Raw genomic sequence first — 24,216 nt, 5'->3', positions numbered from 1 at the left:
CCGCGCGATGAACAGCTCCCACACGCAGCAGAAGACCGTGCGCATCGGCGGCGCCTCGGGCTTCTGGGGCGACAGCAGCACCGGCGCGCCGCAGCTGGTGGCGCACGGCGGCATCGACTACCTCGTGTTCGACTACCTGGCCGAACTCACGATGTCGCTGCTGGCCGGCGCGAAGCTGAAGAGCCCCGACGCCGGCTACGCCACCGACTTCGTCACCACCGCCATGGCCGCCGTGCTGCCCGACGTGATGCGCCAGGGCATCCGCGTGATCGCCAACGCCGGCGGCGTGAACCCGCGCGCCTGCGCCGCCGCGCTCACGCAACTGGCGGCCGGCATGGGGCTCGCGCCGCGCATCGCCGTGGTCACCGGCGACGACGCGCTGCCGCACGCCGAAGCGCTGCGCGCGCAGGGCATCGGCCACATGGGCACGGGTGCGCCGCTGCCCGAGCGCCTCGTGAGCGCCAATGCCTACCTGGGCGCCGTGCCGATCGCGCGGGCGCTCGATGCCGGCGCGCAGATCGTCATCACCGGCCGCTGCGTCGACAGCGCCGTCACGCTCGGCGCGCTGATGCACGAATTCGGCTGGGCCGACGACGACTGGGACCGCCTCGCGGGCGGCAGCCTGGCCGGCCACATCATCGAATGCGGCGCGCAGGCCACTGGCGGCCTGCACACCGACTGGGAGCAGGTGCCCGACTGGGCCCACATCGGCTACCCGGTGGTCGAATGCGCGGCCGACGGCAGCTTCGTCGTCGGCAAGCCGCCGGGCACCGGCGGGCTGGTGAGCCGAGCCACCGTGGGCGAGCAGCTGCTGTACGAGATCGGCGACCCCGCGGCCTACCTGCTGCCCGACGTGACCTGCGACTTTCGCACCGTGCAGATCGAGGCCGTGGGAGTGGACCGGGTGCGCGTCTCGGGCGCGAGAGGACGTGCGCCCTCGGGTCGCTACAAGGTCACGGCCACCTACGCCGCGGGCTACCGCTGCAACGCCGAGCTGCTGATCGTCGGCTTCGACGCCGCCGCCAAGGCGCAGCGCAGCGGCGAAGCCATGTTGCGCCGCACGCGCGACCTGTTCGCGCAGCGCGGCTGGGCCGACTTCTCGGCCACCCACATCGACGTGCTGGGCGCCGAGCAGTGCTACGGCCCGCACGCCACCGCCCAGCCGCCGCGCCAGGCGGTGCTGCGCGTGGCCGTGACGCACGCGGACAAGGCGCCGCTCGAACTCTTCGCGCGCGAGATCTCGGCGGCCGGCACCTCGTGGGCGCCCGGCACCACCGGCCTGGGCGGCGGGCGGCCGTCGGTGGCGTTGTCGATCCGGCAGTTTCCGCTGCTCGTGGACAAGGCGCTGTTCACGCCCGTGGTCGAGATGGCCGGCGAGTCGTGGCCCGTGGCCGTGAGGGCGCAGGCGGCGCAGGTCGCCATGGCCGATGAGGTGGCGCCGCAGGCAGACGCCACCGACCCGGACACGGACGACGAATGGCTCGAGGTGCCGCTGATCCGCCTGGCCTATGGCCGCAGCGGCGACAAGGGCGACGTCTCGAACATCGGCATCCTCGCGCGCGAGCCGCGCTACCTGCCCGTGCTGCGCGAGCAGCTCACCGCGCAGGCCGTGCGCGCCTACATGGCGCACCTGGTCGAAGGCGAGGTGACGCGCTACGAGCTGCCCGGCATCGGCGCCTTCAACTTCGTCTGCGAAGCAGCGCTGGGCGGCGGCGGCATGGCCTCGCTGCGCACCGACCCGCTGGGCAAGAGCATGGCGCAGATCCTGTTGTCGATGCCGGTGCGCATCGCGGCCCGCCAGCTGCGCGCGGCCTGAGCCGACGCGCCGCCGGGCCCGCGTTTTCAGCGCGGGCCCACGCCATCGCGCATCGCTTTCGGATTCGTCCGATGGCCTGCCGCGACGGTTTTTCCTAGAGTGCTTCGTTCCCTGAGCGCTGGCCGTTTTCCGGCCGGCCCGCTCTTCCTTTTCTTCGTCAGATGGCCGCCTTTTTTCTTGAAGGCGCTCGAAGCACGCCATGTCCTTGTCCAGATTCCTTTCCTTCCATCCCCGCCTGCGCGCGGGCCGCTGGCTGCTTGCCGCCTCCACGCTGGTCGCGGGCTGCGGCCCCGTCGCGGTCACGCCGTACGTGCCCCTGCCGCCGATGCCGCCGCCTTCCGAACCGATGAACATGGCCGTGCCTGTCGCGGTGTCGGCCACGACCGCGCGCAAGGGGGCCGTGTACCGGCCCGCGCCCGCGGTGGTGCCCGAGCTGGCGCAGGTCGTGTTCTTCCGCCGCGCCACGTCCACGCCCAGCATGGGCGCGGCGCATGTGTATGTCGATGGCGAGTTCCACGCCGCGCTGATGCCCAACGGCTTCACGCGCCTGTGCGTGGCGCCGGGCGCGCACTCGCTGGAGGCCTACATCGACGATGCGCCGCTGTACGCGGGCAAGTCGCAACCGAAGACGCAGGCTGTGCTCGAAGGCGGGCAGACGGTGTTCGTGGCCGTGTCGGAGATGGGCGAGGGCGCGCCGGTGCCCCACGGCAGGGTCGCGGCCGAGCGCCTGCTCAAGAGCGCGCGCGAGCAGCGCCAGGTGATCAGCCGCGCGGTCCGCGTGCAGCCCTGCCGCGCGCCTTCGCAGCCCGCCCGCCGGGCCTGACGCCCTTCAGCGGATGTGCGTCGCGTAGGCCGCCTCGGCGGCCTCCAGCTGCGTCCAGAAGCCTTGCGGTGCGCGCCCGTGCAGCACCTCGTCGAGCACGCCCAGGTGCGCGTGCCAGCCGCTGGCCACGCTCAGCGTTTCCTTGCGGTCGGGCAGGCGGCGGTGCGTGAGCACCAGGTGCGTTGTTTGCGCGCCCTGCGGCGACAGTTCGAAGCTGACCTCGGACGCGTCCTCGCGCTCGCTGCCCCAGCTGATGACCAGCAGGGTCGGCGGCTCGATGCGCAGCACGCGCGAGTGCTGCACATGGGTTTCGCGGTAGGCTGCGAAGCGCTCGGGCGCGACCTCGCCCGACAGCTCGGTGTGCTGGAAGCGCAGCTCGAACACCGCACCCGGCGCCTGCGCCATGGTGCCGCCGGCCAGCCAGCTGCGGCGCTTCTCCGGGTCGACGAGGTAGGTCCACACGCGGTCGATGGGGCCGGGCAGGGTGCGCTCGATGCGCAGGGTGCCGGGCTCGGTCTGCGTGCCCAGGCTGTGCTTCAAGGTCGTGGTCATGGGTCGGTGCTCCTTGGGTGAATGAGGGGAGAGAAGGCGCTCACGCGCGGCTGTGGCCGTCGTCGTGGGCATCGCGCCGCAGCGCATCCGCCAGGGCGTCCAGGCGGTGGTTCCAGAAGACTTCGTACGCACGCAGCCACGCATCGGCCGTGGCGAGCGCCGCCGGCTCCAGCCGGCACACGTGCGCGCGGCCCTGCACGGTGCGCGACACCAGCCCCGCGCGCTCCAGCGTCTTGACGTGCTTGGAGGCGCCCGCGAAGGACATGCGAAACGGCGCACCCAGCTCGCCCACGCTGCATTCGCCCTGCGCGAGCAGCTGCAGCATGGTGCGCCGCGTGCTGTCGGCCAGGGCGTGGAACACGGCGTCGAGCCGTTCGTCTTCGATTTCAAGTTCAACCATGAAGTTGAATATAGATCGGTCGCGAAGAAAATTCAACCCGAAGGTTGAATGATGAAATGGCGTTACACCTGATACACCCGGGACGCCGTGCGCGCCCCGGGCGCTGGAAGCGCGAGGGCGGCGCTCCTACGATGCCTTTCATTCCATCCACTCGCGAAAAGAAAGACGCACGCACATGAACCCTCTGATCCAGCGCCGCACCCTGTTGCTCGCCACCGCCGTGACCCCGCTCGCCGGCGCCTGCAGCGCATGGCCGAAGAAGGGCGCGCAGTCGGACGCCGAAACGCAGCTCGCCGAACTCGAGCGCGCCTGCGGCGGGCGCCTGGGCGTGTCGGGCTTCCACACCGGCAGCGGCGCGCGCCTGCAGCACCGTGCGCACGAGCGCTTTCCGCTGTGCAGCACCTTCAAGCTGGTGCTCGCCGCGGCCGTGCTCGAACGCAGCGCGACCGACGCCAGCCTGCTCGGGCGCCGCGTCAGTGTCGGCAAGAGCGACCTGGTGTCGCACTCGCCGGTCGCCGAGAAGCACCTCGCCACCGGCATGACCGTGAACGAGATGTGCGCTGCCACCATGCAGTACAGCGACAACGCCGCCGCCAACCTGCTGCTGAAGGTGCTGGGCGGGCCGGCCGCCGTCACCGCGTTCGCGCGGCGCATCGGCGACACCACCTTCCGCCTCGACCGCACCGAGCCCGAGCTGAACACCGCCATCCCCGGCGATCCGCGCGACACGACCACACCCGCGGCCATGTCCGACACGGTGCAGCGGCTGGCGCTGGGCGACGCGCTCGGCGCGCCGCAGCGCGAGCAGATGCGCGAATGGCTGCTCGGCAACACCACCAGCACCGAGCGCTTCCTGGCCGGCGTGCCCAAAGGCTGGCGTGTGGGCGACAAGACCGGTGCGGGTTCTTACGGCAGCACCAACGACGTCGGCGTGCTGTGGCCGCCGTCGGGCGCGCCGCTGGTGCTGTCGGTCTACCTGACCTTCCCCGACAAGGACGCGAAGGGCCGCAACGATGTGGTCGCCTCGGCCACGCGCATCGCCGTCAAAGCCCTGGCAGGCTGAGTCGGCGACGGGGCCACAATGGGCGCCCCATCTTTCCCCGTCGCCCCATGGACCTGAGGTCTCTTCGCTATTTCATCGCGGTGCTCGAAGCCGGCAGCCTGTCGCGCGCGGCGGCGTCGCTGTACGTGGCGCAGCCCGCGCTGACCGCGCAGATCAAGAAGCTCGAGGCCGAACTCGGCACGCAGCTGTTCGACCGCTCGCACGTCGGCGTCACGCCCACGGCCGCGGGGCTGCAGCTGTACCAGGACGCGCGGCGCCTGCTGTCGGATGCCGCGGCCATGCGCGAGCGGTTGCAGCGCGCGCCCGACGGGCCCGAGGGCTCGGTCACGGTGGCGGTGCCGTTCCTGCTGGCTTCGCTGCTGCTCGGGCCGGTGCTGGCGCGGCTGAAGCAGTCGCACCCGCGCATCCGCGTGTTCGTGATCGACGACCTGAGCCTGATGGTGCGCAAGGCCATGGTCGATCGCCGCGCCGACATCGGCCTGCTCGTCGACACCCCGAGCGTCGAGGGGCTGGACGTGCGCCCCTTCGTGCGCGAAGGCATGTTCCTCTGCGGCTTCGATGCGAAGGGCGAGGTGGCGGCGTTGCTCGGAAAAAGTGCGAAGGGTGGGCGCGCGAAGAAGGGTGCGCCCGCGCGTCCCACGGTGCCTTTCGCACGCGCCGCGAACCTGCCGCTGGTGCTGCAGTCGCGCCGCTTCAGCATCCGCCAGCGCGTCGAGGCGGCGGCCGAGGCGGTGGGCGTGGAACTCAACGTGGTGCACGAGCACGACTCGGCGCGCGTGCTGCGCTCGCTGTACCTGGCGGGCGCGGGCTTCACGGTCACGCCCGCCTGTGCACTTGCGGACGGCCCGGGCGATCAGCCGAACTGGTTGATCGCACGCATCGTCGAGCCCGAGCTGGCGCGCACGTACCACCTGGCCACGCCAGCGGGCAAGGCGCCCGATGCGGCCACGCAGGTCGTGAGGCAGGCGCTGGCCGACGAGGCGCGCTCGATGATCGCCTCGGGCCGCTGGGACGCGCAGTTCCTGGGCGACGGCAAGGCGTAGCCATCGCGCACGGCGGTGCCGTGCGCCGGGGCCATCATCTTTTGTGATGGCCGCGCATCAGCAATCGGTATTTGTTGTGCAGCGGCGTTGTTTGCGAAAGTTCTCCCCACGGTGCACAGGCACCGGCCTCAAGGAGACAACTTGCCCTCACTTTCGCCCGAGGTCGCCAACGTCGGCGAACTCGCATCCCGCGCTGCCCGCCTGCATGCGCGGCAGATCGCCGTGACCAGCCCGCAGCGCGCCTGCACCTACGAACAGCTCGACCGGCGCGCCAACCGCCTGGCCAATGCCCTGCGCGGGCTCGGCCTGCAGCGCGGCGACCGCGTGGGCGTGTACCTGCCCAACTGCGTTGAGATCGTCGAGCTGGAGCTGGCCTGCTACAAGGCCGCCCTGGTGAAGGCGCCGATGAACGCGCGGCTCGCGCCGGTCGAGGTGGCCGAGGTCATCGAGAACAGCGACGCCGCGCTGATCGTCACCACCGCCGCACGCGCCGAGACCTTCCTGCCGCTGCTGAAAGGCGCGGCCCCGAAGCTGCTGCTGCTCGACGCGGCCGAAGGCACGCCTGCCTCCTACGAAGGCCAGCTGGCACGCGCGAGCGACGCCTTCACCTGCGAGCGCGTGCGCGCCGACGAGCTGGCCGTGCTGCACTACACCTCGGGTTCCAGCGGCGTGCTCAAGGCCGCGATGCAGACCTTCGGCAACCGGCTGGCCCAGTTGCGCAAGTTCCTCTCGCGCAGCGAAGGCCTGCGCCCCGGCGACCTGCTGGGGCTGGTGGGGCCGATCACGCACGCCTCGGGCATGCAGATCGTGCCGGCGCTGTGCAGCGGCGCGACCATCCGCCTGTTCACGGGCTTCGAGCCCGCGCGCTTCCTGGACGACATGAAGAAGGAGCGCGTGACCCACACCTTCATGGTGCCCACCATGATCAACATGCTGCTGGCCGAGCTGCAGGGCCGCTACCGGCCGCTGCCCGACCTGCAGCGCCTGGGCTACGGCGCCGCGCCGATGGCGCCCGCGCGGATCATGCAGGCGATGGACGTGTTCGGCCCCGTGCTGTCGCAGGGCTACGGCGCGGGCGAGACCACCTCGGGCGTGTGCGGCCTCTCGGTGGAAGACCACCTGTTCGCGCGCGCCGCCATGCCCGAGCGGCTGGCCTCGTGCGGGCGGCCGTTCCTCGAATCGCTGGTGGAGATCGTCGACGACGAAGGCCAGCCGGTGGCGCCCGGCGAGGTGGGCGAGATCGTGGTGAGCGGCGAGGACATCTTCGCCGGCTACTGGCGCGCGCCCGAGCTCACGGCCGAGGTGCTCAAAGAGGGCCGCTACCACACGGGCGACCTCGCGCGCGCCGACGACGAGGGCTACATCTACATCGTCGACCGCAAGAAGGACATGGTCATCAGCGGCGGCTTCAACGTGTACCCCTCGGAGGTCGAGGCCGTGCTGTACCAGCACGCGGCGGTGGCCGAGGCCTGCGTGTTCAGCGTGCCCGACGACAAGTGGGGCGAGGCGGTGGCCGCGCACATCGTGCTGAAGCCGGGCGCCTCGCCCGACACGGCCGGGCTCGACGATTTCTGCGCCGCGCGGCTGGCGGGCTTCAAACGGCCGCGCCGCATCGAGTTCGTCGAGTCGCTGCTGAAGAACGCCAACGGCAAGGTCGCGCGCAAGGCGATCCAGACGCCGTACTGGGCCGGCCACGCGCGGCGCGTCAATTGAACAAGAGCGGAGAGAACGACATGGACACCACGCTGACCCCTTCCGCCGCACCCACCGAGGCTTCGGCCATCCGCGCGCCGCTGTTCGACGGCCCCTTCGAGGGCTCGCCGCGTGCGGCCGAGTTGATCGCCCGCATCGGCGACTTCCTGAACGGCGAGCTGGCCGACCTGGTGCGCGAGAAAGGCATCGACCACGAGCACGGCCCCGACAGGGAGACGCTGCGCCACGTCTGGCGCCGCTCGCACGCGATGGGCTTCTACGGCATGACGCTGCCGCCGGCGATGGGTGGCCTGGGCCTGTCGCTGCTCGACCATGTGCTGGTGAAGGAATCGATCTACGCCAGCGGCTCGCCGCTCGCGCCGCACGTGTTCGGCGAACTCAGCGGGCCGCCGCGCGTCGGCGCATTGGCCAAGTTCGCGACACCGGAGCAGATGGCGAAATTCATCCGTCCCGTGGCGCAGGCCGAGAAGGCGATCTGCTTCGCGCTCACCGAGGCCGAGGCCGGCTCCGATGCCGGCGCGGTGCAGACGCAGGCGCGGCGCGAGGGCGACGTGTATGTGCTGAACGGGCGCAAGCGCTTCATCTCGGGCTCGCCCTTTGCCGATCTCGCGGTGCTCATGGCGTCCACCTCGGACGATCCGGCGCGCCGCGAGGTGACGGCGTTCTTCGTCGACCTGACGCAGCCGGGCGTCCAGGTGCAGGCGGGCTACAAGACCATGGCGGGCCAGTCGACCACGGGCGACATCGTGCTCACCGATTGCCGCGTGCCGGCCGCGAACCTCATCGGCGAACCCGGCAAGGGGCTGGCGCTGGCGCTGGGGCGCATCACCGTCAACCGGCTGCTGCACTGCCCGGGCATGGTGGGGCTGGCGACCGTGGCACTGAAGGACGCGCGCGACTACGCGCGCACACGCCGCCAGTTCGGCCGCGCCATCGCGCAGTTCCAGGCGATCCAGCATTCGCTGGCCGACATGGCGACGCAGCTGTGCGCGGCGCGTGCGCTGATGCTGTCGACCGCACGGCAGATCGACGCCGGCGGCGACCCGCGCGCCGAGGCCTCGATGGCCAAGCTGTTCTGCTCGGAGGCCGCGTTCCGCGTGGCCGACGCGGCGGTGCAGATCCACGGCGGCGAAGGCATCGTGCAGGGGCGGCGCGTGGAGTTCCTGTTCCGCATGCTGCGCATGTACCGCGTGCTCACGGGCACGAGCGAGATCCAGAAGAACATCATCGCGCGCGAGCTGATCGGCGATGCGGCCTGAGGCCGGACCAGACAATCAGGAGACACCACAAGCCATGACTCTCATCAATGCCCATCGCCGCGCGCTGTGCGGCGCGATCGCGGCCTCGGCGCTGCTGCCGGCCGTTGCTCGCGCAGCGGGCGCGAACGCCTCCGCCTGGCGGCCGACCCGCCCGGTCAAGTGGGTCGTGCCGTACCTGGCCGGCACCGGCCCGGACAACGGCGCGCGCATCCTCGCGGAAGCGCTCGGGCCCTTGCTGGGGCAGCCGGTCGTCATCGAGAACCGGGGCGGCGCGGCCGGCAACATCGGCGCGCGCCAGGTCGCACGGGCCGCGCCCGACGGCTACACCTGGATCTACTCCAGCGCGCCCATGGCCGCCAACATGCGCATGCAGCAGAACCCGGGCTACGACGCGCTCAAGGACTTCCGCCACATCATGCGGCTCACCACCTCCGATGTGCTGCTGGTGGTGAATGCGGGCTCGGGCATCCAGACCCTGCAGGAACTCGTGGCACGTGCGCGCGCCAACCCCGGCAAGCTCGACTACGCCTCGGGCGGCGTCGGCACGCCCTCGCACCTGGGCGTGGAGCTGTTCCTGCAGGCGGCGGGCGTGCAGGCCACGCACGTGCCGTACAAGGGCGCCTCGGAAATCGTCAACGCGGTGCTGGGCAACCAGGTGAACTTCGGCATGCCGATCTTCTCGGTGGCGCTGCCGCACGTGCAGGGCGGCAAGCTGCGCGCGCTCGGCGTGGCCGGCGCCAAGCGCAACGCGGCCTTGCCGCAGGTGCCGACGCTGGCCGAGCTGGGGCTGCGCGGCGTCGAGCTCACGTCGTGGGGCGGCGTCTCGGTGCCGGCAGGCACGCCTGACGCGATCGCTGCGCGCATCTACGAGGTGTTCGGGCAGGCGCTGAAGCAGCCGGCGGTGATCGCCGCGCTGACGGAGCTGGGCAGCGAGGTGAGCCCGTCGACGACCGAGGCCTACGTGCAGGGCTTCGCGAGCGAGATGGAACTGACCGAGCGGATGATGAAGACCGCGAAGCTGCAGCCGTTGTAAGAAGCAGGCTGCGTCAGAGCACGAACCACCCCACGGCCACGTAGTGGCTCGTGGTGCCGGCCAGCACGAACAGGTGCCAGGCGCCGTGCGCGTGGCGCAGCCCCCGCCGGTTGCGATAGAACACCGTGCCCACCGTGTAGAGCACGCCGCCCGCGACCAGCCAGGCCAGGCCCGTGGCGTGCAGCTTCGCCGCCAGCGGCGCGGCGGCCAGCACGCCGAGCCAGCCCATGCCGATGTACAGCGGCAGCGAAGGCTTCTTCGCCGCGTCGGCCGAAGCGGGTTTCAGTTCACGCCAGATGCCGAAGCACGCCGCGCTCCAGATCGCCGCGAGCAGCAGCCAGCCCCAGGGGCCTTGCAGCGTGACGAGCGCGAAGGGCGTGTAGGTGCCCGCGATGAGCAAAAAGATCGCGCAGTGGTCGGCGCGCTCCCACAGGCGCTTGCTGCGGCCGCGCGTGCTGTGAAAGAGCGTGGAGGCCGCGTACAGCGCCACGGCCGAGAGCGAGAACACCAGCCCGCCCGCGATGCGCGCCGGGTCGCCCGTGGGCAGCGTCTTGGCGAGCAGCAACGCGGCGGCCGGCAGCGCGAGCAGCAGGCCGAACAGGTGGCTGTAGCCGTTGAGTCGTTCGCCGGGGTACATGAGGTGCTGAGGTGCGGTGAGAAAGTGGGCGCGTCGGGCGCACGCGGATGCTAGGCAAGGGCCATGACTGCCCCGTGACCGGGCAAACCCTGTCTGGATTCTGGTTGCAAATGTTTACATTCAGCGGCCGGGATGCGTTCCCGACACCCGCCGCGTGCTTTGGCGCACCCGCGCCGGCGGGCCTTCTCACCGTGAGGGACTGCCGATGAAAAAACGTTTGATGTCGTGGCGCCGGGCTGCTGTCCTGTGCGTCGCCATGGGGAGCGCCGCTGTCGCTTGTGCGCAGGTGCAGCAGTTCAAGTGGGGCCACATCTACGAGCCCGCGAGCATCTTTCACCAGCAGGCCGAACTGGCGGCGCGCAAGATCGCCGAGCAGTCCGAGGGCAAGATCAAGATCGAGGTGGTGCCCGCCTCGAAGCTGGGGCAGGAGCGCGACTACGCGCTGATGCTTGCCAACGACTCCATGCAGATCGCCTACGTCGGCCAGGCCACGCTGGCCGAGGGCTACCCGCCGCTGGGCCTGGGCAGCTACCCCTTCGCCTTCAAGGACCTGGACCACGTGCGCAAGTACCTCGCGAGCCCGCTGCTCGCGGACCTGATGAAGGGCTACAACGAACGCAGCGGCAACCGCATGGTCGCGTCGGTCTACTACGGCGCGCGGCAGGTGACCTCGGGCAAGCCGCTGCAGCGCCCCGAGGACTTTCGCGACCTGCGCCTGTACGTACCCGACGCCGCGGCCTACCAGCTCTTCGCCACCGCGCTCGACGCCAAGCCCGTGTCGCTGCCCTTCAACAGCCTGTACGGCGCGCTCAAGAAGAACGAGGTCGAGGCGCAGGAGCATCCGCTGGGCACGGTGCGCGCCAAGCAGCTGTACGAGGTGCAGAAGTACGTGCAGCTCACGGGCCACATCTACGACACGCTGGGCATCGTCATCGGCAAGGCGGCCTGGGCCCGGCTCACGCCGGCGCAGCAGGCGATGGTGGAGAAGACGCTGGCCGACACGGCCAAGTGGACCAACGTCGGCGTGATCGCCAGCGAGCTCGAAGACGAGCAGTTCCTGCGCGGCAAGGGCATGACGGTGCAGCCGGTCAACCGCCTGCCGCTGCTGGAGCGCGTGACGAAGCGCTCCACGCCCGAGCAGATGGGCGCGCGGCCGGGCGACTTCGCCAAGCTGCAGGCGCTGGCCGGCGCGGCGAACTAACCGGCTCGCTGCCGGTAGCCGCGCGGCGTGCTGCCGGTCCACGTGCGAAAGGCACGGTGGAAGGCCGGCGTGTTGTCGAAGCCGACCGAGGCGGCGATGCGGTCGATGGGCTCGCGCGTCTTCACGAGGCGCTGGATCGCGAGGTCGCGCCGCACCTCTTCCTTCAGTGCGCGAAAGCTGGTGCCCTCGGCCGCGAGCTGGCGCGACAGCGCGCGCTCCGACATGTGCACCGCGCGCGCCGCCGCGCCCAGCGTGGCGTCCGAGGCGAGGTGTGCGGCGACGAACTCGCGCACCGTGGCGCTGGTGGTGTCGTGGTCGAAGGTGACGAAGATCCAGTCGTCGGGCGCGCGGCGCACGAAGTCGAGCAGCTCGGCGCGCGTGCGCTGGAAGGTCTGGCGCAGCACCGGCTCGGCAAAGCGCACCGAAGACGTGTCCTGCTCGAACTGCAACGGGCCGGGGAACAGGTTGGCGTACTCGTCGAAGCGCGCCGGTCGCGGAAAGGCAAAGCCGACGCCCAGCACCGGCAGCTGCCGTCCCATGAGCCATGAGGCCACGCCGTGGATCAGCTTGACCATCAGCGCATGGCCGAAGGGCGTGGTGGGTCGCGCGGCGGCTTCGGGGTGCGGTGCGATGGCGATCGTGGCCACGCCGTGGGCACGCGTCATGCGCAGGCGGTGGTCGTCCAGCAGCAGGTTCCAGAAGCGCGTGAAGCGGTACATGGCGACCATGAGCGAGGGCGCGTCGAGCAGGCTGAGCCCGAGGTACTTGAGCGCGCCCGCACGGATCGGGCGCGACCACAGGCCCAGCATCTCGTCGCCCATGAAGAGCGACACGCACTCGTACATGCGAACGAACTGCTCGCGCGTGACGCGTGCGCCGTCCTGGCGCAGCAGCTGGGGCGAGAGGCCGGCCTGCGCGGCCAGCATGTCGATGTCGCGCGGGCTCAGCTGGCGGCGCGCACCGCTCAGCAGGTGCTGCAGGAAGCTGACGGCGACGGTGGCGCGCTCTGGCGGCATGGCGGGCTCAAAAGACGGTTGGCGGAATTTGCAAATGAATGGGCGTGATCTGCAAGCAATGGCGCGACGCCCAGGGCTATCGTAGCCCTGAAGCGCCCCATTCCGGTGGCGGAACCCGCAACAACCCAAGGAGCCCTGCCGTGATCGAACGGAACGTCACCCTGCACATGGACGAAGAGGTCGCCGTCGTGACCCTGAACCGTCCCGCCAAGCGCAACGCCATCGACGAGGCCACGCTGGCCGCGCTGGACGCCGTGTTCAGTGCGCTGCCGCGCGAGGCCAAGGCCGTGGTGCTGACCGGCGCGGGGCCGCATTTCTGTGCCGGGCTCGACCTCAAGGAGCACCACGACAAGGAACGCACCGCGGTCGACTTCATGCGCGTGTGCCAGCGCTGGCACAGCACCTTCGACAAGATCCAGTACGGCGGCATCCCGGTGGTCGCGGCGCTGCATGGCGCGGTGGTCGGTGGCGGGCTCGAACTGGCGGCGGCCACGCACGTGCGCGTGGCCGACCCGTCGACTTACTTCGCGCTGCCCGAGGGACAGAAGGGCATCTTCACCGGCGGCGGCGCGACGGTGCGCGTGGCGCGCATCATCACGCCGGGCCGCATGGTCGAGATGATGCTCACCGGCCGCGTGCTCGACGCCCGCGCCGGCAAGACGCTGGGCCTGGCGCACGAGATCGCCGCACCCGGCGAGAGCCTGCGCGCCGCGATGGTGCTGGCCAAGCGCGTGGCGAAGAACGCGGCGCTGTCGAACTACGCGATGGTGACGTCGATCAGCCGCATCGCCGACATGTCGGCCACCGACGGCATGTTCGCCGAGTCGCTGATGGCGGCGGTGGTGCAGACCGGCGGGGAAGTGCAGACGCGGTTGGGGGCGTTCGTCGACAAGTCGCTGGCCAAAGTGACGCCCGAACAGGTCGCGGGCTGAGGCGAGGCCTCAGGCGTCGAAGGCGCGCCGCAGTTCGATCGACAGCGTGCCCGCCAGCGCCTCGCGCTGCGGCGCGGGGCGCCAGAAGCTGCGCGTGAGGGCGCCGGTCGATTCCCACTCGGGATGGCTGCGCGCCGGCTGCACCGCACGCACCGCGCCGGCGGCGGCACGCATGAGCGTGTCGTCCTCGTCAGCCGACGGGGCCTCGGCCCGGATGCGCTCGACGGCCGCATGGCCGCGCCGTTCCAGCGCCTGCGCCAGCTGCAGCTGCCACGCCGCGAGCGTGAACAGCACGCTGTCTTCCACCGTGAGCTCGTGCATGTCGCGCAGCTTGTTGGCCAGCTTGCGCCCGAGCGGCCCCCAGCCCTGCGACACCGCGCCGCCGATGGCGCCGCCCAGCGCCGCGCCCGCGCCCAGCGACAACCCGGCCACCGCGAGGTCGGCGACCACGCCCACGGCGGCGCCGATGACCGCGCCCTTGCCCAGGCGCAGGCCCGCGTCCTTCATCGCCTCGGGGTTGAAGAAGTCGAGCGTCCAGCGGCCTTCGATGATCGGCAGCGGCGCTTCGTCGGCATCGCCCTGGCGAAAGCCGTAGAGCGCGAGCAGGTCGTCGGTGCAGCGCTGGGCCTTGTCAAACACGTCCTTCTGCACGCTGGCGACCAGCGCCTGGCGGCGCGTGGCGTCGGCGAACTCGGCGGCCGGCACGGTGCGGCGGACGGCCGCGGCATCGACCAGCAGGTCCGCGATGCGCGTGCAGGCCGACTGGCGGCGCGCGTCGGCCTCGGCGTCGAGCGCGTCGACCACGCCGCGCAGCGCGTCGCGGCGGTCGCGCAGCAGGGTGGCCAGGTCGTTGTAGAGGTCGTGCTCGGCGCCCACGAAAGGCGCCGCCGCATCGAAGCGCACCTGCACGTGCAGGCCGTAGGCCGAGAGCAGTTCTTTCCAGGCCGGCTCGCGGCTGGCGACGTCGCGCACGAAGTTGAGCACCGGCAGCACCGGGCGCGCGCAGGAGTTCAGCAGTTCGATCTCGTCGCGGAACTTGGGCAGCACCGGTTCGCGCACGTCGATCACGAGAAAGGCGGCGTCGATGTCGAGCATCGCGCGCAGCACCTTGGCCTCCTGCTCGAACACGCCCTGCGCCTCGGGGCCCTGCAGAAAACGACGGATGCGCTCGGGCGGCGTGGCTTGCGCGGCGGCGTCGAGGCCGGCCAGGTGCTCGCGCAGCGCGACCGCGTCTTCCAGGCCCGGCGTGTCGAGGAAGCGCACGGCCGGCTGGCCGTTCACCTCGAGATCGACCGACTCGACATGGCGCGTGGTGCCCGGGCGCTGCGACACCTCGCCGAAGTTCACGCGCCGCGTGAGCGTGCGCAGCAGCGAGGTCTTGCCCGCGTTGGTGTGGCCGACGACGGCAATGCGGATCGGAGTCGGGGAGGTCATGCGGTGGCGGTGCCTTCCGTGAAGACGGCATCGAGCCGGTCGCTGGCGACCACGTGGGCCAGCCCGGCGTCGCGCAGCCAGTCGCGCCATCGCTGCGTGGCGGCGGCGTGGGGCGCGTCGGCCAGCCAGAGGCGGCATTCGCCGCAATGCGTCAGCACCTCGCGCAGGAAACGCTCGGTGCCACGGTCGGGGCTCGAGGCCGCATGGCAGACCAGCAGCACGGTGCGCGGGTGGACCTGCGCGAGCTGGTCGAGCAGCGCGCGGCGCGCCGGGGCGCTGCCGTCGATGCGGACCGCCGATGCGGGCAAGCCGGCGGGCGGCCAGGGCAGGTCGGGCGGCAGCTCGAAGCCGACGACGAACAGGCCGTCGTGCTGCTCGGAGGCCGGCAGGCCCGTGGGTGCGGCGGGGTGCGCACGGCCCGGGTCGGCATCGACGATGGCGGGTGGCGCCAGCGCGGCGAAGCGGGCCAGCAGCTTGCGGTAGTAGGGCGCCTGCCAGTCGGGCTGCAAGGCGGGGCGACGCTGGCGGCAGACGGCGGCGCTCAGCAGCACCAGCGCCAGGCGCGGCAGCAGGCCGTACACCGCGATGCAGCCGGTGAGCCACAGCGCCCAGGTGCGCTGGGCCGCAGCGACGGGGGTGGCCGATTGCACGGTGGCCGCATCGGGCACGGGAAATCCGAACTGCGCCGGCAGCCAGCCCAGCGCCTGCACCACGCGCACGAAGAAGTCGGGTTCGAGGATGGTGGTTTCCCAGCTCAGCGTGTAGCTGCGAAAGGCGAGGGCGAACAGCATCGCCGCCAGCACCACGGCGAACGACAGCGCCCAGATGCCGTGGCTCACGAGCCCGAAGGCCCAGGGCAGCAGGCGCGCACGCGTGAGCAGCCCGGTGGCCGCGCGCACCAGCTGCGGCGCCTGGCCGCGCTGGCCGCCCGCCACGCGCGCCGTGAGCGACAGCCACAGCCAGCCCAGCGAAGCCGTGCCGAAGGTGCCCGACGGCAGCCACAGGCCGGCCAGCCACAAGAGCAGCGTGAGCGCATGCAGGCCCAGCAAGCTGACGAGCGCGACGATCACGTTGATGTGGCGGTCGCTGCCGCCGACCACCTGACCGGCGAGGCCCAGCCCCGCGATCACGACCAGCGCCACCAGCGCCAGCAGCACCCACGGCGCCCATTGCCGGCCGCGCGCGAGTTCGGCCTGCAGGCCCATGCGCTCGCCGAGCTGGCGGGCGCGTTCAACGATGCGGGTGGGGCCGTCGGCTGCGCGCGAGGCCGCGGTGCGAAGGGCCGACGCGTCGTCGAGCGGGCCGTTCTGTTCGGTCCATCGGACCGCCTCGGTGATCACCGCATCCGGAAAAGCAGGTGCGCGCAGCGCGGTGGTGGTGATCAACAGGGTCCCTTCTTCTTCGCCAATGACGCCCCGGCGCAGCAAAGCGGCGGCGGGGCGCGCAAATTATGCCCGGCGCATGCAGAAGGCCTGCCCAAGAGAAACGGGGCCGCGAACGGCCCCGTGGCGCTGCGCTTGCGGATTCAGCGCAGGCCGAAGAACGACAGCACGGCGACGACGACCACGACCAGGCCGACGATGTAGATGATGGAATTCACGCGAAGGCTCCTTGTGGTTGGCGATGACCCAGCATCGGGCGCCCGCCGGCGCGCGGGTGTCGGCGAGGGACGGTGCGTGCTGTAGGACTCGCGAAGCGCGCACACGGCGACAAATGCCCGAGATGGGTGTGGGCGTGCGCGACCGGCCCGCTGTGTGACCATTGTTTGCAATGAGCGGCGGGCATCCACGCAAGACTCTGCCCCTTCCAGAAAAGGCCAGGTCATGCGGCTCACCGAGCAATGCCCGTTCACAGGTTCCCACCCCGCGCACCCCGGCGCCCGCGCGCCCCGCGGGCCCGATGCACCCGCCGCGCCACGCGTCAACGCGCAGCTGCTGCCCACGCTGTTCGACCGCCTGCGCGACGAGGCGCCCGGCCGCAGCGCCGAGCTGCCGTCGGAGTACACGGCCACGCCGGCCCGGATGCGCGAGATCATCCAGCGCGACCTGGCCCTGCTGTTCAACACCACCAACGCCGAAGACCTGATCGACCGCACGCGCCATGCCGACGCGGCGTCTTCCACCGTCAACTACGGCGTGCCGCCGCTGGCCGGCAGCTACCTGTCGGAGCGCAAGTGGGCGGACATCGAACGCATCATCCGCCGCGCGATCCGCGACTACGAGCCGCGCCTGATCCCCGACAGCGTGCAGGTGGTGCCGCTCATGAAGGAAGACGGCGCGGCCGAGGCCTACAACGTGCTGCTGTTCGAGATCCGCGCGCTCATTCATCTGAAGCCGTACCCGCTGGCGTTCACGGTGCAAAGCGCGGTCGACCTCGAGACCAACCGCATGCGCATCGTCGGCGCGGCGGACTGAAGCCTGTCTGTCTCTTTTCATTTCTCCTTTACTTCAACCACGCCAGGGAAGGCTCACCGTCATGGACCCGCAACTCCTCGAGTACTACAACCGGGAACTCGTCTACATGCGCGAGGCGGCGAGCGAGTTCGCCGCCTCGCACCCCAAGATCGCGCGCCGCCTGGGCATGCACGGCATCGAGGTGGCCGATCCGTACGTGGAACGGCTCATCGAGTCGTTCAGCTTCATGTCGGCGCGCATGCAGATCAAGCTCGACGCCGAATTTCCGCGCTTCACGCAGCGCCTGCTCGAGGTGCTGTACCCCAACTACCTGAGCCCCACGCCGTCGATGGCCGTGGCGCAGCTGCATCCCAGCGTGAAGGAGGGCGACTTCACGCGCGGCTTCGTGGTGCCGCGCGGCACGGCCTTCCATGCGCGCGTGCCCGCGGGCGAGCAGACGCCGTGCGAGTTCCGCTCCAGCCAGGACGTGACGCTGTGGCCCTTCGAGATCGCCGAGGCGCGGCTCACCGGCGCGCCGCCCGACATCCCGGCGCTGGAGCGCTACGTGCCGCCGCACGTGCAGGTGACGGGCGCGCTGCGCCTGCGGCTGCGCATCGTGGGCGAGATGGGCTTCTCGGCACTGTCGGGGCTCGACCGGCTGCCGATCTACCTGCGCGGCAACGAGCAGGTGGCGTCGCACCTGTTCGAGCTGCTGCACACCTCGGCGGTCGCGACCTTTGTCGGCGAGCCCGGTCAGCTGATGGACCGGCCGCACGTCGTGACCGAAGGCGCGCTGGTGCACGAAGGGCTGGGGCCGGGCGAAGGCCTGCTGCCGCTGGCCTGGAACACCTTCCACGGCCACAACCTGCTGCACGAGTACTTCGCGTGCCCCGAGCGTTTCTACTTCTTCACGCTCACGCAGCTCGCGCCGGGGCTGGCGCGCATTCCCGGCAAGGAGGTCGAGATCGTCGTGCTGCTGAGCAAGCCGCCCGGCGCGCTGGGGGCGCTGGTCGATGCGGCGCAGTTCGCGCTGTTCAGCACGCCGGTGGTCAACCTGTTCGAGCGGCGCACCGACCGCATCGAGCTCGACAGCGCGCAGACCGAGTTCCACCTCGTGCCCGACCGCTCGCGGCCAATGGACTTCGAGGTGTATTCGGTGCAGCGCATCGCCGGCCAGCAGGCGCGCACCACGGCCGAGATCGACTTCCGCCCGCTCTACCAGACGCTCAACGAAGACGAAGGCAACCACGGCCGCTACTTCTCGGTGCGGCGCGAGCCGCGGCTGGTGTCCGAAACGGCGCGCAAGTACGGCACCCGCACGCCGTACATCGGCACCGAGGTGTTCCTGTCGCTGGTCGACCAGCAGGAGGCGCCGTACCCCGAGAGCCTGCGCTACCTGTCGGTGAAGGCGATGCTCACCAACCGCGACCTGCCGTGCCTCGTGCCGCGCAACGGGCAGGCCGACCTCGCGGTGGCCGATTCGATCCCGGTGTCGGCCGTGGGCCTCATCCGTGCGCCGAGCACGCCCAAGTCGCCGTTCGCGCAGCGCGAGATCGCGTGGCGGCTGATCCGCCAGCTGGGCTTCAACCACCTGCCGCTGGCCGACATGCCGCACCGCGAGGGCGCACAGGCGCTGCGCGACATGCTGCGGCTGTTCGTCACCGCCGACAACGACGTGCTGCGCCGGCAGATCGATTGCCTCGTCGGCTCGCGCATCGAGCCCGTGACGCGGCGCCTGCCGGGCGCGGGGCCGCTGATCTACGGGCGCGGCGTGCAGTGCACGCTGAGCGTCGATGAAGAAGGGTTCTCGGGCACGAGCCCGTACCTGCTGGGGCTGGTGCTGGAGCACTACCTCGCGCGGCACGTGAGCATCAACGTGTTCACGCAGACCACGCTCGAATCGATGCAGCGCGGCACCGTCGCGAAATGGCCCGTGCGCATGGGCGGGCGAGGGGCGGTCTAGTTTCTCTTCGGCGGAAGGGCCTGCTCCAGCAGCCACAGCATGGCCGCCCGCACCTTGGCGGCATCGGCGCCGGCGTCGATCTCCAGGGCCGCGCGGTCGAAGGCGGCCGACAGCAGGCGGGCGAGGGCGTCGAGCGACACCTCGCCGCGGCCCATGCCGGCGCGCGCCAGCCCCTGGCGCAGCGAGTTCGCCGAGGTGGCGTCGTCCATCGACATCATTTCCGCCAGGCCCAGCACGGCGGGCCCGTCGATCAGCAGCAGCCGGGTGCGCCCCGGCACCGTCATCGCCTTCAGGTAGGCCTCGCTGCCCACGAGCAGGGCCTCGCGCGGGCCGAGCTCGTCGGGCGTGGCGGCATCGATGTCGGCCGCGACCGCCTGCGCCTCGAGCAGCAGCACCTGGCGGAACAGGTCGCGCTTGTCGTTGAAGTGGTGGTACAGCGCCCCGCGCGTGATGCCGGCGGCCATGGCGATCTCGGGCGTGGAGGTGTCACCGTAGCCCTTGCTGACGAAGAGCGTGCGGGCCGCCTCGGTCAGGGCGAGGCGGGTGGTTTCGGTGCGTTCGCGGTTGGTGCGTGCCGGGGTTTTGGCCATGACCCTAATTTACATGCAGTCTGTTTGTGGATTAATATTTAACTTACATGCAGTTTGTACGTTTTATCCACGAAGGAGTCATCCCATGAAAGTGACGAGCTATTACCCGGTGATCATGACCAACGACGTGGCCGGCACCGCGGCCTTCTACCAGGCGCATTTCGGGTTCGTGTCGCTGTTCACGACCGACTGGTACGTGCACCTGCAGCTGGCGGACGATGCCTCGGTGAACCTCGCCGTGCTCGACGGCAGCCACACGACCATTCCCGCCGAGGCGCGCGGGCAGGTGGCGGGCGGGTTGCTGCTGAACTTCGAGGTGGAAGACCCCGACGCGGTGCACGAGCGCCTGAAGGCGGCGGGCCTGCCGATCCTGCTGTCGCTGCGCGACGAGGCCTTCGGCCAGCGCCACTTCATCACGCGCGACCCGAACGGCGTGCTGATCGACATCATCAAGCCGATCCCGCCGAGCGGGGAGTTCGTGCAGCTGTACGAAGCCGGCGCGCTGCCGACCTGACGCCCGCTCAGGCGCGCAGGGCTTCGTCTTCTTCGAGCCCGTCGCCCAGGAAGCCGCCGCTCTGGTGCGCCCACAGCCGCGCATACAGGCCGCCCTGGGCCATCAGCGTGCGGTGGTCGCCTTCTTCGACGACGCGGCCTTCGTCGAGCACGATGAGCCGGTCCATCGCCGCGATGGTCGAGAGCCGGTGCGCGATGGCGATCACGGTCTTGCCTTCCATCAGCGTGTACAGGCTCTGCTGGATCGCGGCCTCGACCTCGGAGTCGAGCGCGCTCGTCGCTTCGTCGAGCAGCAGGATCGGCGCATCTTTCAGCATCACGCGCGCAATCGCCACGCGCTGGCGCTGGCCGCCCGAGAGCTTCACGCCGCGTTCGCCCACATGCGCCTCGTAGCCGCGCCGTCCGCCCGCGTCGCCCAGCGTCTGGATGAAGTCGTGCGCCTCGGCACGCTTCGCGGCCGCTTCGATCTGCGCCAGCGTGGCGTCGGGCCGACCGTAGGCGATGTTGTCGGCCACCGAGCGGTGCATGAGCGACGTGTCCTGTGTGACCATGCCGATGTGCATGCGCAGCGAATCCTGCGTGACCTTCGAGATGTCCTGCCCGTCGATCAGGATGCGGCCGCTTTCCAGGTCATGGAAGCGCAGCAGCAGGTTCACCAGCGTCGACTTGCCGGCGCCCGAACGGCCGACCAGACCGATCTTCTCGCCGGGCTTCACGACCAGGTTCAGGTCGTCGATCACGCGGCGGCCCGCATCGCCATAGCGGAAGCTCGCCTGCTCGAAGCGCACCTCGCCGTGCGGCACGTCGAGCACCGTGGCATGGGGCGCGTCGAGCACCGTGCGCGGGCGCGACAGCGTCTTCATGCCGTCCTGCACCGTGCCGATGTTCTCGAACAGGCTGGTCATCTCCCACATGATCCAGTGCGACATGCCCTGCAGCCGCAGCGCCATCGCCGTGGCGGCGGCCACCGCGCCCACGCCCACCGTGCCGTGCGACCACAGCCACAGCGCCATGCCCGCCATGCCGGCGGTGAGGCCCATGCTCAGCGTGTGGTTGACGATCTCGAAGGCGCTCACCAGCCGCATCTGGCCGTAGCCGGTCTTCATGAACTCGCGCATCGCGTCGCGCGCAAAGCCGGCCTCGCGCTGCGTGTGCGAGAACAGCTTGACGGTCGCGATGTTGGTGTAGGCGTCGGTCACGCGACCCGTCATGAGCGCGCGCGCGTCGGCCTGCGCCTTGCCGACCTTGCCCAGGCGCGGAACGAAGTACACCAGCGAGGCGATGTACAGCGCCAGCCAGATGACGAAGGGCCACACCAGCTGCGCGTCGAGCACGCCCACCAGGATGATCATGGTGGCCACGTACACGCCCATGGCCACGAGCACGTCGGCCAGCACGAACACGGTTTCGCGCACGGCCAGCGCGGTCTGCATCACCTTGGCCGTGATGCGGCCCGCGAACTCGTCCTGGTAGAAGGCCATGCTCTGGCCCAGCATCAAGCGGTGGAAGTTCCAGCGCAGGCGCATCGGCAGGTTCACCGCGAGCGTCTGGTGCTTCACGATGGTCTGCAGCGCCACCACACCGATGCTGATCACCAGGAACGCGGCCAGCCACAGCAGCGTGTCGCCGCGCTCGGCCCACAGCTGCGAGGGCACCTGGCCGCCGAGCCAGTCGACGATGCGCCCGAGGATCGCGAACAGCGCGGCCTCGAAGGTCGACATCACCGCCGTGAGCACCGCCATCGCGGCGATCTTGCCGCGCACGCCGTGCGTGCAGGCCCACAGGAAGGCAAAGAAGCCCTGGGGCGGCAGCGTCGGTTCGGCGGCGGGGTACGGGGGAAGGAGTTTTTCGAAAAAGCGGAACAAGGAATCGGTCTCCAGCAGAGCCTTCGAATGTAGCCCTGCATGCATGACCTTGCCCCGAAAAGGTGCGTTCGTGGCCGGTGCCTTCAGCAACCCTTCAGCTGCGGCGCACCTTGCTGTCGTCGGCCCGTGCTGCCTTTGTTTCCATGCCCCCCAGCCGCGCGCTCAGGAAGTCGATGAAAGTTCGCAGCTTGGGCGACATGTACTGCCGGCTCGTGTACACGGCGAACAGCGTGACCGGCGTGGCCTCGAACGCGGGCAGCAGCCGCATCAGCCGGCCCTGCGCCAGGTCTTCGTCGATGAGCCACACGGGCAGGTACGCAATGCCCATGTCGGCGCGCACCGCGTGCAGCGTGAGCGTGGTGTCGTCCGAGCGCATTGCGGGCGTGAGCCGCAGCGGGAACATGCGCCCGCCCGGCCCCTTGAGCGCGAGGTTGTCCAGGTTCACGTAGCTGGGCACGATCGCGCCCAGCTTCGCGAGGTCGGCCGGCACCGCGGGCAGGGCGCCGTGGCGCTTCAGGTAGGCCGGCGTGCCCGCAAGATGAAAGGGCACGCGGCACAGCGGCCGCGCGATGAGCGCGGGCGAGGGCTCCTGCGTGGCGCGCAAGGCCAGGTCGTAGCCGTCGGCCGCGAGATCGACCTTGCGGTTCTCCAGGTGCATGTCGACCAGCACCTCGGGGTACGCCGCGCGGTAGTCGGCCAGCACGCGCGCAAAGCGCGGCGTGGCGCACCACACGGGCGCGCTCACCTTGAGCTGGCCGCGCGGCGCGTCGCTGGTCTGGCCGATGGCGGCTTCGGCCGCGTCGAGCAGGTCGAGCGCGCGGCGGCTCTGCTCGTACCAGGCGGTGCCGGCCTCGGTCAGGCTCAGGTGGCGGCTCGAGCGGTGCAGCAGCCGCGCGCCCAGCGATTTTTCGAGCTGCGCCACGTGCTTGCTGGCCATCGGCGCCGACAGGCCCAGGCGCTCGGCCGCCGCCACGAAACTGCCGGCCTCGACGACCTCGCGGAACACGCGCAGGCTGGTCATGCGGTCCATCGATGATTTCCTGTGAAGAAAGGATTCGATGCATCGTAGCCTGTCGATTTCCTGAAAGGAAATGTCTACAGTCGATCCAACGCCTTCAAGGAGCATCGACTTGACCCACGACACCAACACGCTTTCCCGCCTGCCCACGTACTTCATCTCGCACGGCGGCGGCCCCTGGCCCTGGATGAAGAAGGAGATGGGCGCCACCTACGACCAGCTCGCCGCCTCGCTGGCCGACATGCCGCGCCAGATCGGCCGCACGCCGGCCGCCATCCTCATGGTCTCGGCGCACTGGGAGTCGCCCGTGTTCACGGTGCAGGGCAACCCGCGCCCGCCCATGATCTACGACTACGGCGGCTTTCCGGCCCACACCTACGAGGTGCGCTATGCCTCGCCCGGCTCGCCCGAACTCGCGCAGCGCGTGCAGTCGCTGATCGCCGCCGCCGGCCTGCCGGCGCAGATCGACCCCGAGCGTGGCTACGACCACGGCATGTTCTCGCCGATGGCCGCGATGTACCCGAACGCCGACGTGCCGGTGGTGCAGCTGTCGCTGCGGCGCGGGCTCGACCCGGCCGAGCACCTGGCATTGGGCCGCGCCATCGCGCCACTGCGCGACGAGAACGTGCTCATCGTCGGCAGCGGCCTGAGCTATCACAACCTGCGCAACTTCGGCCCGCAGGCGCACGGCGTGTCCAAGGCCTTCGGCGACTGGCTCGACGAGACGGCCGTGCAGGCCACGCCGCAGGCGCGCGTGCAACGCCTGCAGGACTGGGCCTCGGCCCCGTCGGCGCGTATGGCGCACCCGCGCGAGGAGCACCTGATTCCGCTGATGGTCGCGGTGGGTGCGGCCGAGGGCGACGTCGGCGAGCGCGTCTACCACGAGGACGCCTTCATGGGCGGGCTCGTGGTGTCGAGCTACCGCTTCGGCGCGGCCTGAAGGCACGCGGGC

The 24,216-nt window shown here is 70.6% G+C and carries 22 protein-coding genes; 13 read left to right on the top strand and 9 right to left on the bottom strand.

Translation table 11 applies throughout. From position 1 onward, the window contains the following. Positions 1-7: 7 nt before the first annotated feature. Both AC1RAD_RS15885 and AC1RAD_RS15880 read left to right on the top strand, forming a co-directional pair. Positions 8-1,816: an acyclic terpene utilization AtuA family protein gene (locus AC1RAD_RS15885; protein WP_492735843.1), complete on the top strand. Its 1,809-nt coding sequence runs from the start codon at positions 8-10 to the stop codon at positions 1,814-1,816. A gap of 199 nt (positions 1,817-2,015) precedes the next feature. Further along, complete coding sequence (locus AC1RAD_RS15880) at positions 2,016-2,639, top strand: hypothetical protein (RefSeq protein WP_492735841.1); 624 nt, start codon at positions 2,016-2,018, stop codon at positions 2,637-2,639. Positions 2,640-2,645: 6 nt separating this feature from the next. Here the strand turns inward: AC1RAD_RS15880 and AC1RAD_RS15875 are convergent, their stop codons facing one another. Both AC1RAD_RS15875 and AC1RAD_RS15870 read right to left on the bottom strand, forming a co-directional pair. Then, the gene (locus AC1RAD_RS15875; protein ID WP_390344688.1) at positions 2,646-3,191 is read right to left on the bottom strand and encodes an SRPBCC family protein; all 546 of its coding nucleotides are present in this window, start codon (positions 3,189-3,191) and stop codon (positions 2,646-2,648) included. A gap of 40 nt (positions 3,192-3,231) precedes the next feature. Further along, complete coding sequence (locus tag AC1RAD_RS15870; protein ID WP_062475607.1) at positions 3,232-3,591, bottom strand: ArsR/SmtB family transcription factor; 360 nt, start codon at positions 3,589-3,591, stop codon at positions 3,232-3,234. A 175-nt stretch (positions 3,592-3,766) separates the two neighbouring features. Between AC1RAD_RS15870 and bla the strand changes: the two genes are divergently transcribed. The 5 genes from bla (at position 3,767) to AC1RAD_RS15845 (ending at position 9,702) form a co-directional block, all read left to right on the top strand. Next, positions 3,767-4,654, top strand: coding sequence for a class A beta-lactamase (gene bla / locus AC1RAD_RS15865; RefSeq protein WP_492735839.1), 888 nt, complete (start codon positions 3,767-3,769; stop codon positions 4,652-4,654). A gap of 47 nt (positions 4,655-4,701) precedes the next feature. Next, positions 4,702-5,697: a LysR family transcriptional regulator gene (locus AC1RAD_RS15860; protein WP_159277336.1), complete on the top strand. Its 996-nt coding sequence runs from the start codon at positions 4,702-4,704 to the stop codon at positions 5,695-5,697. 141 nt (positions 5,698-5,838) lie between these two features. Continuing rightward, a complete protein-coding gene (locus tag AC1RAD_RS15855; protein ID WP_095744935.1) occupies positions 5,839-7,410 on the top strand; it encodes an AMP-binding protein in 1,572 nt (523 codons plus the stop codon). A gap of 20 nt (positions 7,411-7,430) precedes the next feature. Beyond that, positions 7,431-8,669, top strand: coding sequence for an acyl-CoA dehydrogenase family protein (locus AC1RAD_RS15850; RefSeq protein WP_369632412.1), 1,239 nt, complete (start codon positions 7,431-7,433; stop codon positions 8,667-8,669). Positions 8,670-8,703: 34 nt separating this feature from the next. After that, positions 8,704-9,702: a tripartite tricarboxylate transporter substrate binding protein gene (locus tag AC1RAD_RS15845; protein WP_070059306.1), complete on the top strand. Its 999-nt coding sequence runs from the start codon at positions 8,704-8,706 to the stop codon at positions 9,700-9,702. Positions 9,703-9,715: 13 nt separating this feature from the next. Here the strand turns inward: AC1RAD_RS15845 and trhA are convergent, their stop codons facing one another. After that, a complete protein-coding gene (trhA, locus tag AC1RAD_RS15840) occupies positions 9,716-10,339 on the bottom strand; it encodes a PAQR family membrane homeostasis protein TrhA (RefSeq protein WP_447743503.1) in 624 nt (207 codons plus the stop codon). A 205-nt stretch (positions 10,340-10,544) separates the two neighbouring features. Between trhA and AC1RAD_RS15835 the strand changes: the two genes are divergently transcribed. Further along, positions 10,545-11,540 (top strand): sialic acid TRAP transporter substrate-binding protein SiaP, encoded by a 996-nt coding sequence (locus tag AC1RAD_RS15835; RefSeq protein WP_159277331.1) that lies wholly within the window; start codon positions 10,545-10,547, stop codon positions 11,538-11,540. Here AC1RAD_RS15835 and AC1RAD_RS15830 read toward each other — a convergent pair. After that, positions 11,537-12,556, bottom strand: coding sequence for an AraC family transcriptional regulator (locus AC1RAD_RS15830; protein WP_369632415.1), 1,020 nt, complete (start codon positions 12,554-12,556; stop codon positions 11,537-11,539). The genes AC1RAD_RS15835 and AC1RAD_RS15830 overlap by 4 nt on opposite strands. Positions 12,557-12,696: 140 nt before the next feature. On the opposite strand from AC1RAD_RS15830, the gene AC1RAD_RS15825 reads away from it, so the two are divergent. After that, positions 12,697-13,488: a crotonase/enoyl-CoA hydratase family protein gene (locus AC1RAD_RS15825; RefSeq protein WP_255221122.1), complete on the top strand. Its 792-nt coding sequence runs from the start codon at positions 12,697-12,699 to the stop codon at positions 13,486-13,488. Between the two features lie 9 nt (positions 13,489-13,497). On the opposite strand, the gene AC1RAD_RS15820 is transcribed toward AC1RAD_RS15825, so the two are convergent. Both AC1RAD_RS15820 and AC1RAD_RS15815 read right to left on the bottom strand, forming a co-directional pair. Continuing rightward, on the bottom strand, positions 13,498-14,922 hold the full coding sequence (locus AC1RAD_RS15820; protein WP_492735836.1) for a GTPase/DUF3482 domain-containing protein: 1,425 nt from the start codon (positions 14,920-14,922) through the stop codon (positions 13,498-13,500). Next, complete coding sequence (locus AC1RAD_RS15815) at positions 14,919-16,307, bottom strand: DUF2868 domain-containing protein (RefSeq protein WP_492735834.1); 1,389 nt, start codon at positions 16,305-16,307, stop codon at positions 14,919-14,921. The genes AC1RAD_RS15820 and AC1RAD_RS15815 overlap by 4 nt, the downstream gene beginning before the upstream one ends. Before the next feature lie 438 nt (positions 16,308-16,745). Between AC1RAD_RS15815 and tssE the strand changes: the two genes are divergently transcribed. Further along, the gene (gene tssE / locus AC1RAD_RS15810; RefSeq protein WP_492735832.1) at positions 16,746-17,336 is read left to right on the top strand and encodes a type VI secretion system baseplate subunit TssE; all 591 of its coding nucleotides are present in this window, start codon (positions 16,746-16,748) and stop codon (positions 17,334-17,336) included. Positions 17,337-17,397: 61 nt separating this feature from the next. Then, positions 17,398-19,278 carry a type VI secretion system baseplate subunit TssF gene (tssF, locus tag AC1RAD_RS15805; RefSeq protein WP_095744941.1) on the top strand — a complete coding sequence of 627 codons (1,881 nt, stop codon included), beginning with the start codon at positions 17,398-17,400 and terminating at the stop codon, positions 19,276-19,278. Here tssF and AC1RAD_RS15800 read toward each other — a convergent pair. Continuing rightward, positions 19,275-19,868, bottom strand: a complete 594-nt coding sequence (locus AC1RAD_RS15800) for a TetR/AcrR family transcriptional regulator (protein ID WP_492695684.1) — start codon at positions 19,866-19,868, stop codon at positions 19,275-19,277. The genes tssF and AC1RAD_RS15800 overlap by 4 nt on opposite strands. Positions 19,869-19,953: 85 nt before the next feature. Between AC1RAD_RS15800 and AC1RAD_RS15795 the strand changes: the two genes are divergently transcribed. Further along, positions 19,954-20,382 carry a VOC family protein gene (locus AC1RAD_RS15795; RefSeq protein WP_095744943.1) on the top strand — a complete coding sequence of 143 codons (429 nt, stop codon included), beginning with the start codon at positions 19,954-19,956 and terminating at the stop codon, positions 20,380-20,382. A 7-nt stretch (positions 20,383-20,389) separates the two neighbouring features. On the opposite strand, the gene AC1RAD_RS15790 is transcribed toward AC1RAD_RS15795, so the two are convergent. Then, entirely contained in the window at positions 20,390-22,246 is a 1,857-nt protein-coding gene (locus AC1RAD_RS15790) for an ABC transporter ATP-binding protein (protein ID WP_492735829.1), read from the bottom strand. Positions 22,247-22,340: 94 nt separating this feature from the next. Beyond that, positions 22,341-23,276 carry a LysR family transcriptional regulator gene (locus AC1RAD_RS15785; protein ID WP_492735827.1) on the bottom strand — a complete coding sequence of 312 codons (936 nt, stop codon included), beginning with the start codon at positions 23,274-23,276 and terminating at the stop codon, positions 22,341-22,343. Between the two features lie 100 nt (positions 23,277-23,376). Between AC1RAD_RS15785 and AC1RAD_RS15780 the strand changes: the two genes are divergently transcribed. Further along, the gene (locus AC1RAD_RS15780) at positions 23,377-24,204 is read left to right on the top strand and encodes a DODA-type extradiol aromatic ring-opening family dioxygenase (protein ID WP_369647440.1); all 828 of its coding nucleotides are present in this window, start codon (positions 23,377-23,379) and stop codon (positions 24,202-24,204) included. Positions 24,205-24,216 lie beyond the last annotated feature (12 nt).

This window comes from Variovorax sp. GW823-FHT04B03, assembly GCF_058796495.1.
The sequence above is the reverse complement of the archived record's forward strand: the minus strand, read 5'-3'. Positions and strand labels throughout refer to the sequence as shown.

What these genes read in the sequence shown, in the direction of transcription:
- AC1RAD_RS15880 (WP_492735841.1), top strand. Translation starts at nt 2,016, where the DNA reads ATGTCCTTGTCCAGATTCCTTTCCTTCCATCCCCGCCTGCGCGCGGGC.
- tssE (WP_492735832.1), top strand. Translation starts at nt 16,746, where the DNA reads ATGCGGCTCACCGAGCAATGCCCGTTCACAGGTTCCCACCCCGCGCAC.
- AC1RAD_RS15885 (WP_492735843.1), top strand. Translation starts at nt 8, where the DNA reads ATGAACAGCTCCCACACGCAGCAGAAGACCGTGCGCATCGGCGGCGCC.
- AC1RAD_RS15860 (WP_159277336.1), top strand. Translation starts at nt 4,702, where the DNA reads ATGGACCTGAGGTCTCTTCGCTATTTCATCGCGGTGCTCGAAGCCGGC.
- bla (WP_492735839.1), top strand. Translation starts at nt 3,767, where the DNA reads ATGAACCCTCTGATCCAGCGCCGCACCCTGTTGCTCGCCACCGCCGTG.
- trhA (WP_447743503.1), bottom strand. Translation starts at nt 10,339, where the DNA reads ATGTACCCCGGCGAACGACTCAACGGCTACAGCCACCTGTTCGGCCTG.
- AC1RAD_RS15800 (WP_492695684.1), bottom strand. Translation starts at nt 19,868, where the DNA reads ATGGCCAAAACCCCGGCACGCACCAACCGCGAACGCACCGAAACCACC.
- tssF (WP_095744941.1), top strand. Translation starts at nt 17,398, where the DNA reads ATGGACCCGCAACTCCTCGAGTACTACAACCGGGAACTCGTCTACATG.
- AC1RAD_RS15820 (WP_492735836.1), bottom strand. Translation starts at nt 14,922, where the DNA reads ATGACCTCCCCGACTCCGATCCGCATTGCCGTCGTCGGCCACACCAAC.
- AC1RAD_RS15785 (WP_492735827.1), bottom strand. Translation starts at nt 23,276, where the DNA reads ATGGACCGCATGACCAGCCTGCGCGTGTTCCGCGAGGTCGTCGAGGCC.
- AC1RAD_RS15870 (WP_062475607.1), bottom strand. Translation starts at nt 3,591, where the DNA reads ATGGTTGAACTTGAAATCGAAGACGAACGGCTCGACGCCGTGTTCCAC.
- AC1RAD_RS15795 (WP_095744943.1), top strand. Translation starts at nt 19,954, where the DNA reads ATGAAAGTGACGAGCTATTACCCGGTGATCATGACCAACGACGTGGCC.
- AC1RAD_RS15850 (WP_369632412.1), top strand. Translation starts at nt 7,431, where the DNA reads ATGGACACCACGCTGACCCCTTCCGCCGCACCCACCGAGGCTTCGGCC.
- AC1RAD_RS15845 (WP_070059306.1), top strand. Translation starts at nt 8,704, where the DNA reads ATGACTCTCATCAATGCCCATCGCCGCGCGCTGTGCGGCGCGATCGCG.
- AC1RAD_RS15875 (WP_390344688.1), bottom strand. Translation starts at nt 3,191, where the DNA reads ATGACCACGACCTTGAAGCACAGCCTGGGCACGCAGACCGAGCCCGGC.
- AC1RAD_RS15835 (WP_159277331.1), top strand. Translation starts at nt 10,545, where the DNA reads ATGAAAAAACGTTTGATGTCGTGGCGCCGGGCTGCTGTCCTGTGCGTC.
- AC1RAD_RS15830 (WP_369632415.1), bottom strand. Translation starts at nt 12,556, where the DNA reads ATGCCGCCAGAGCGCGCCACCGTCGCCGTCAGCTTCCTGCAGCACCTG.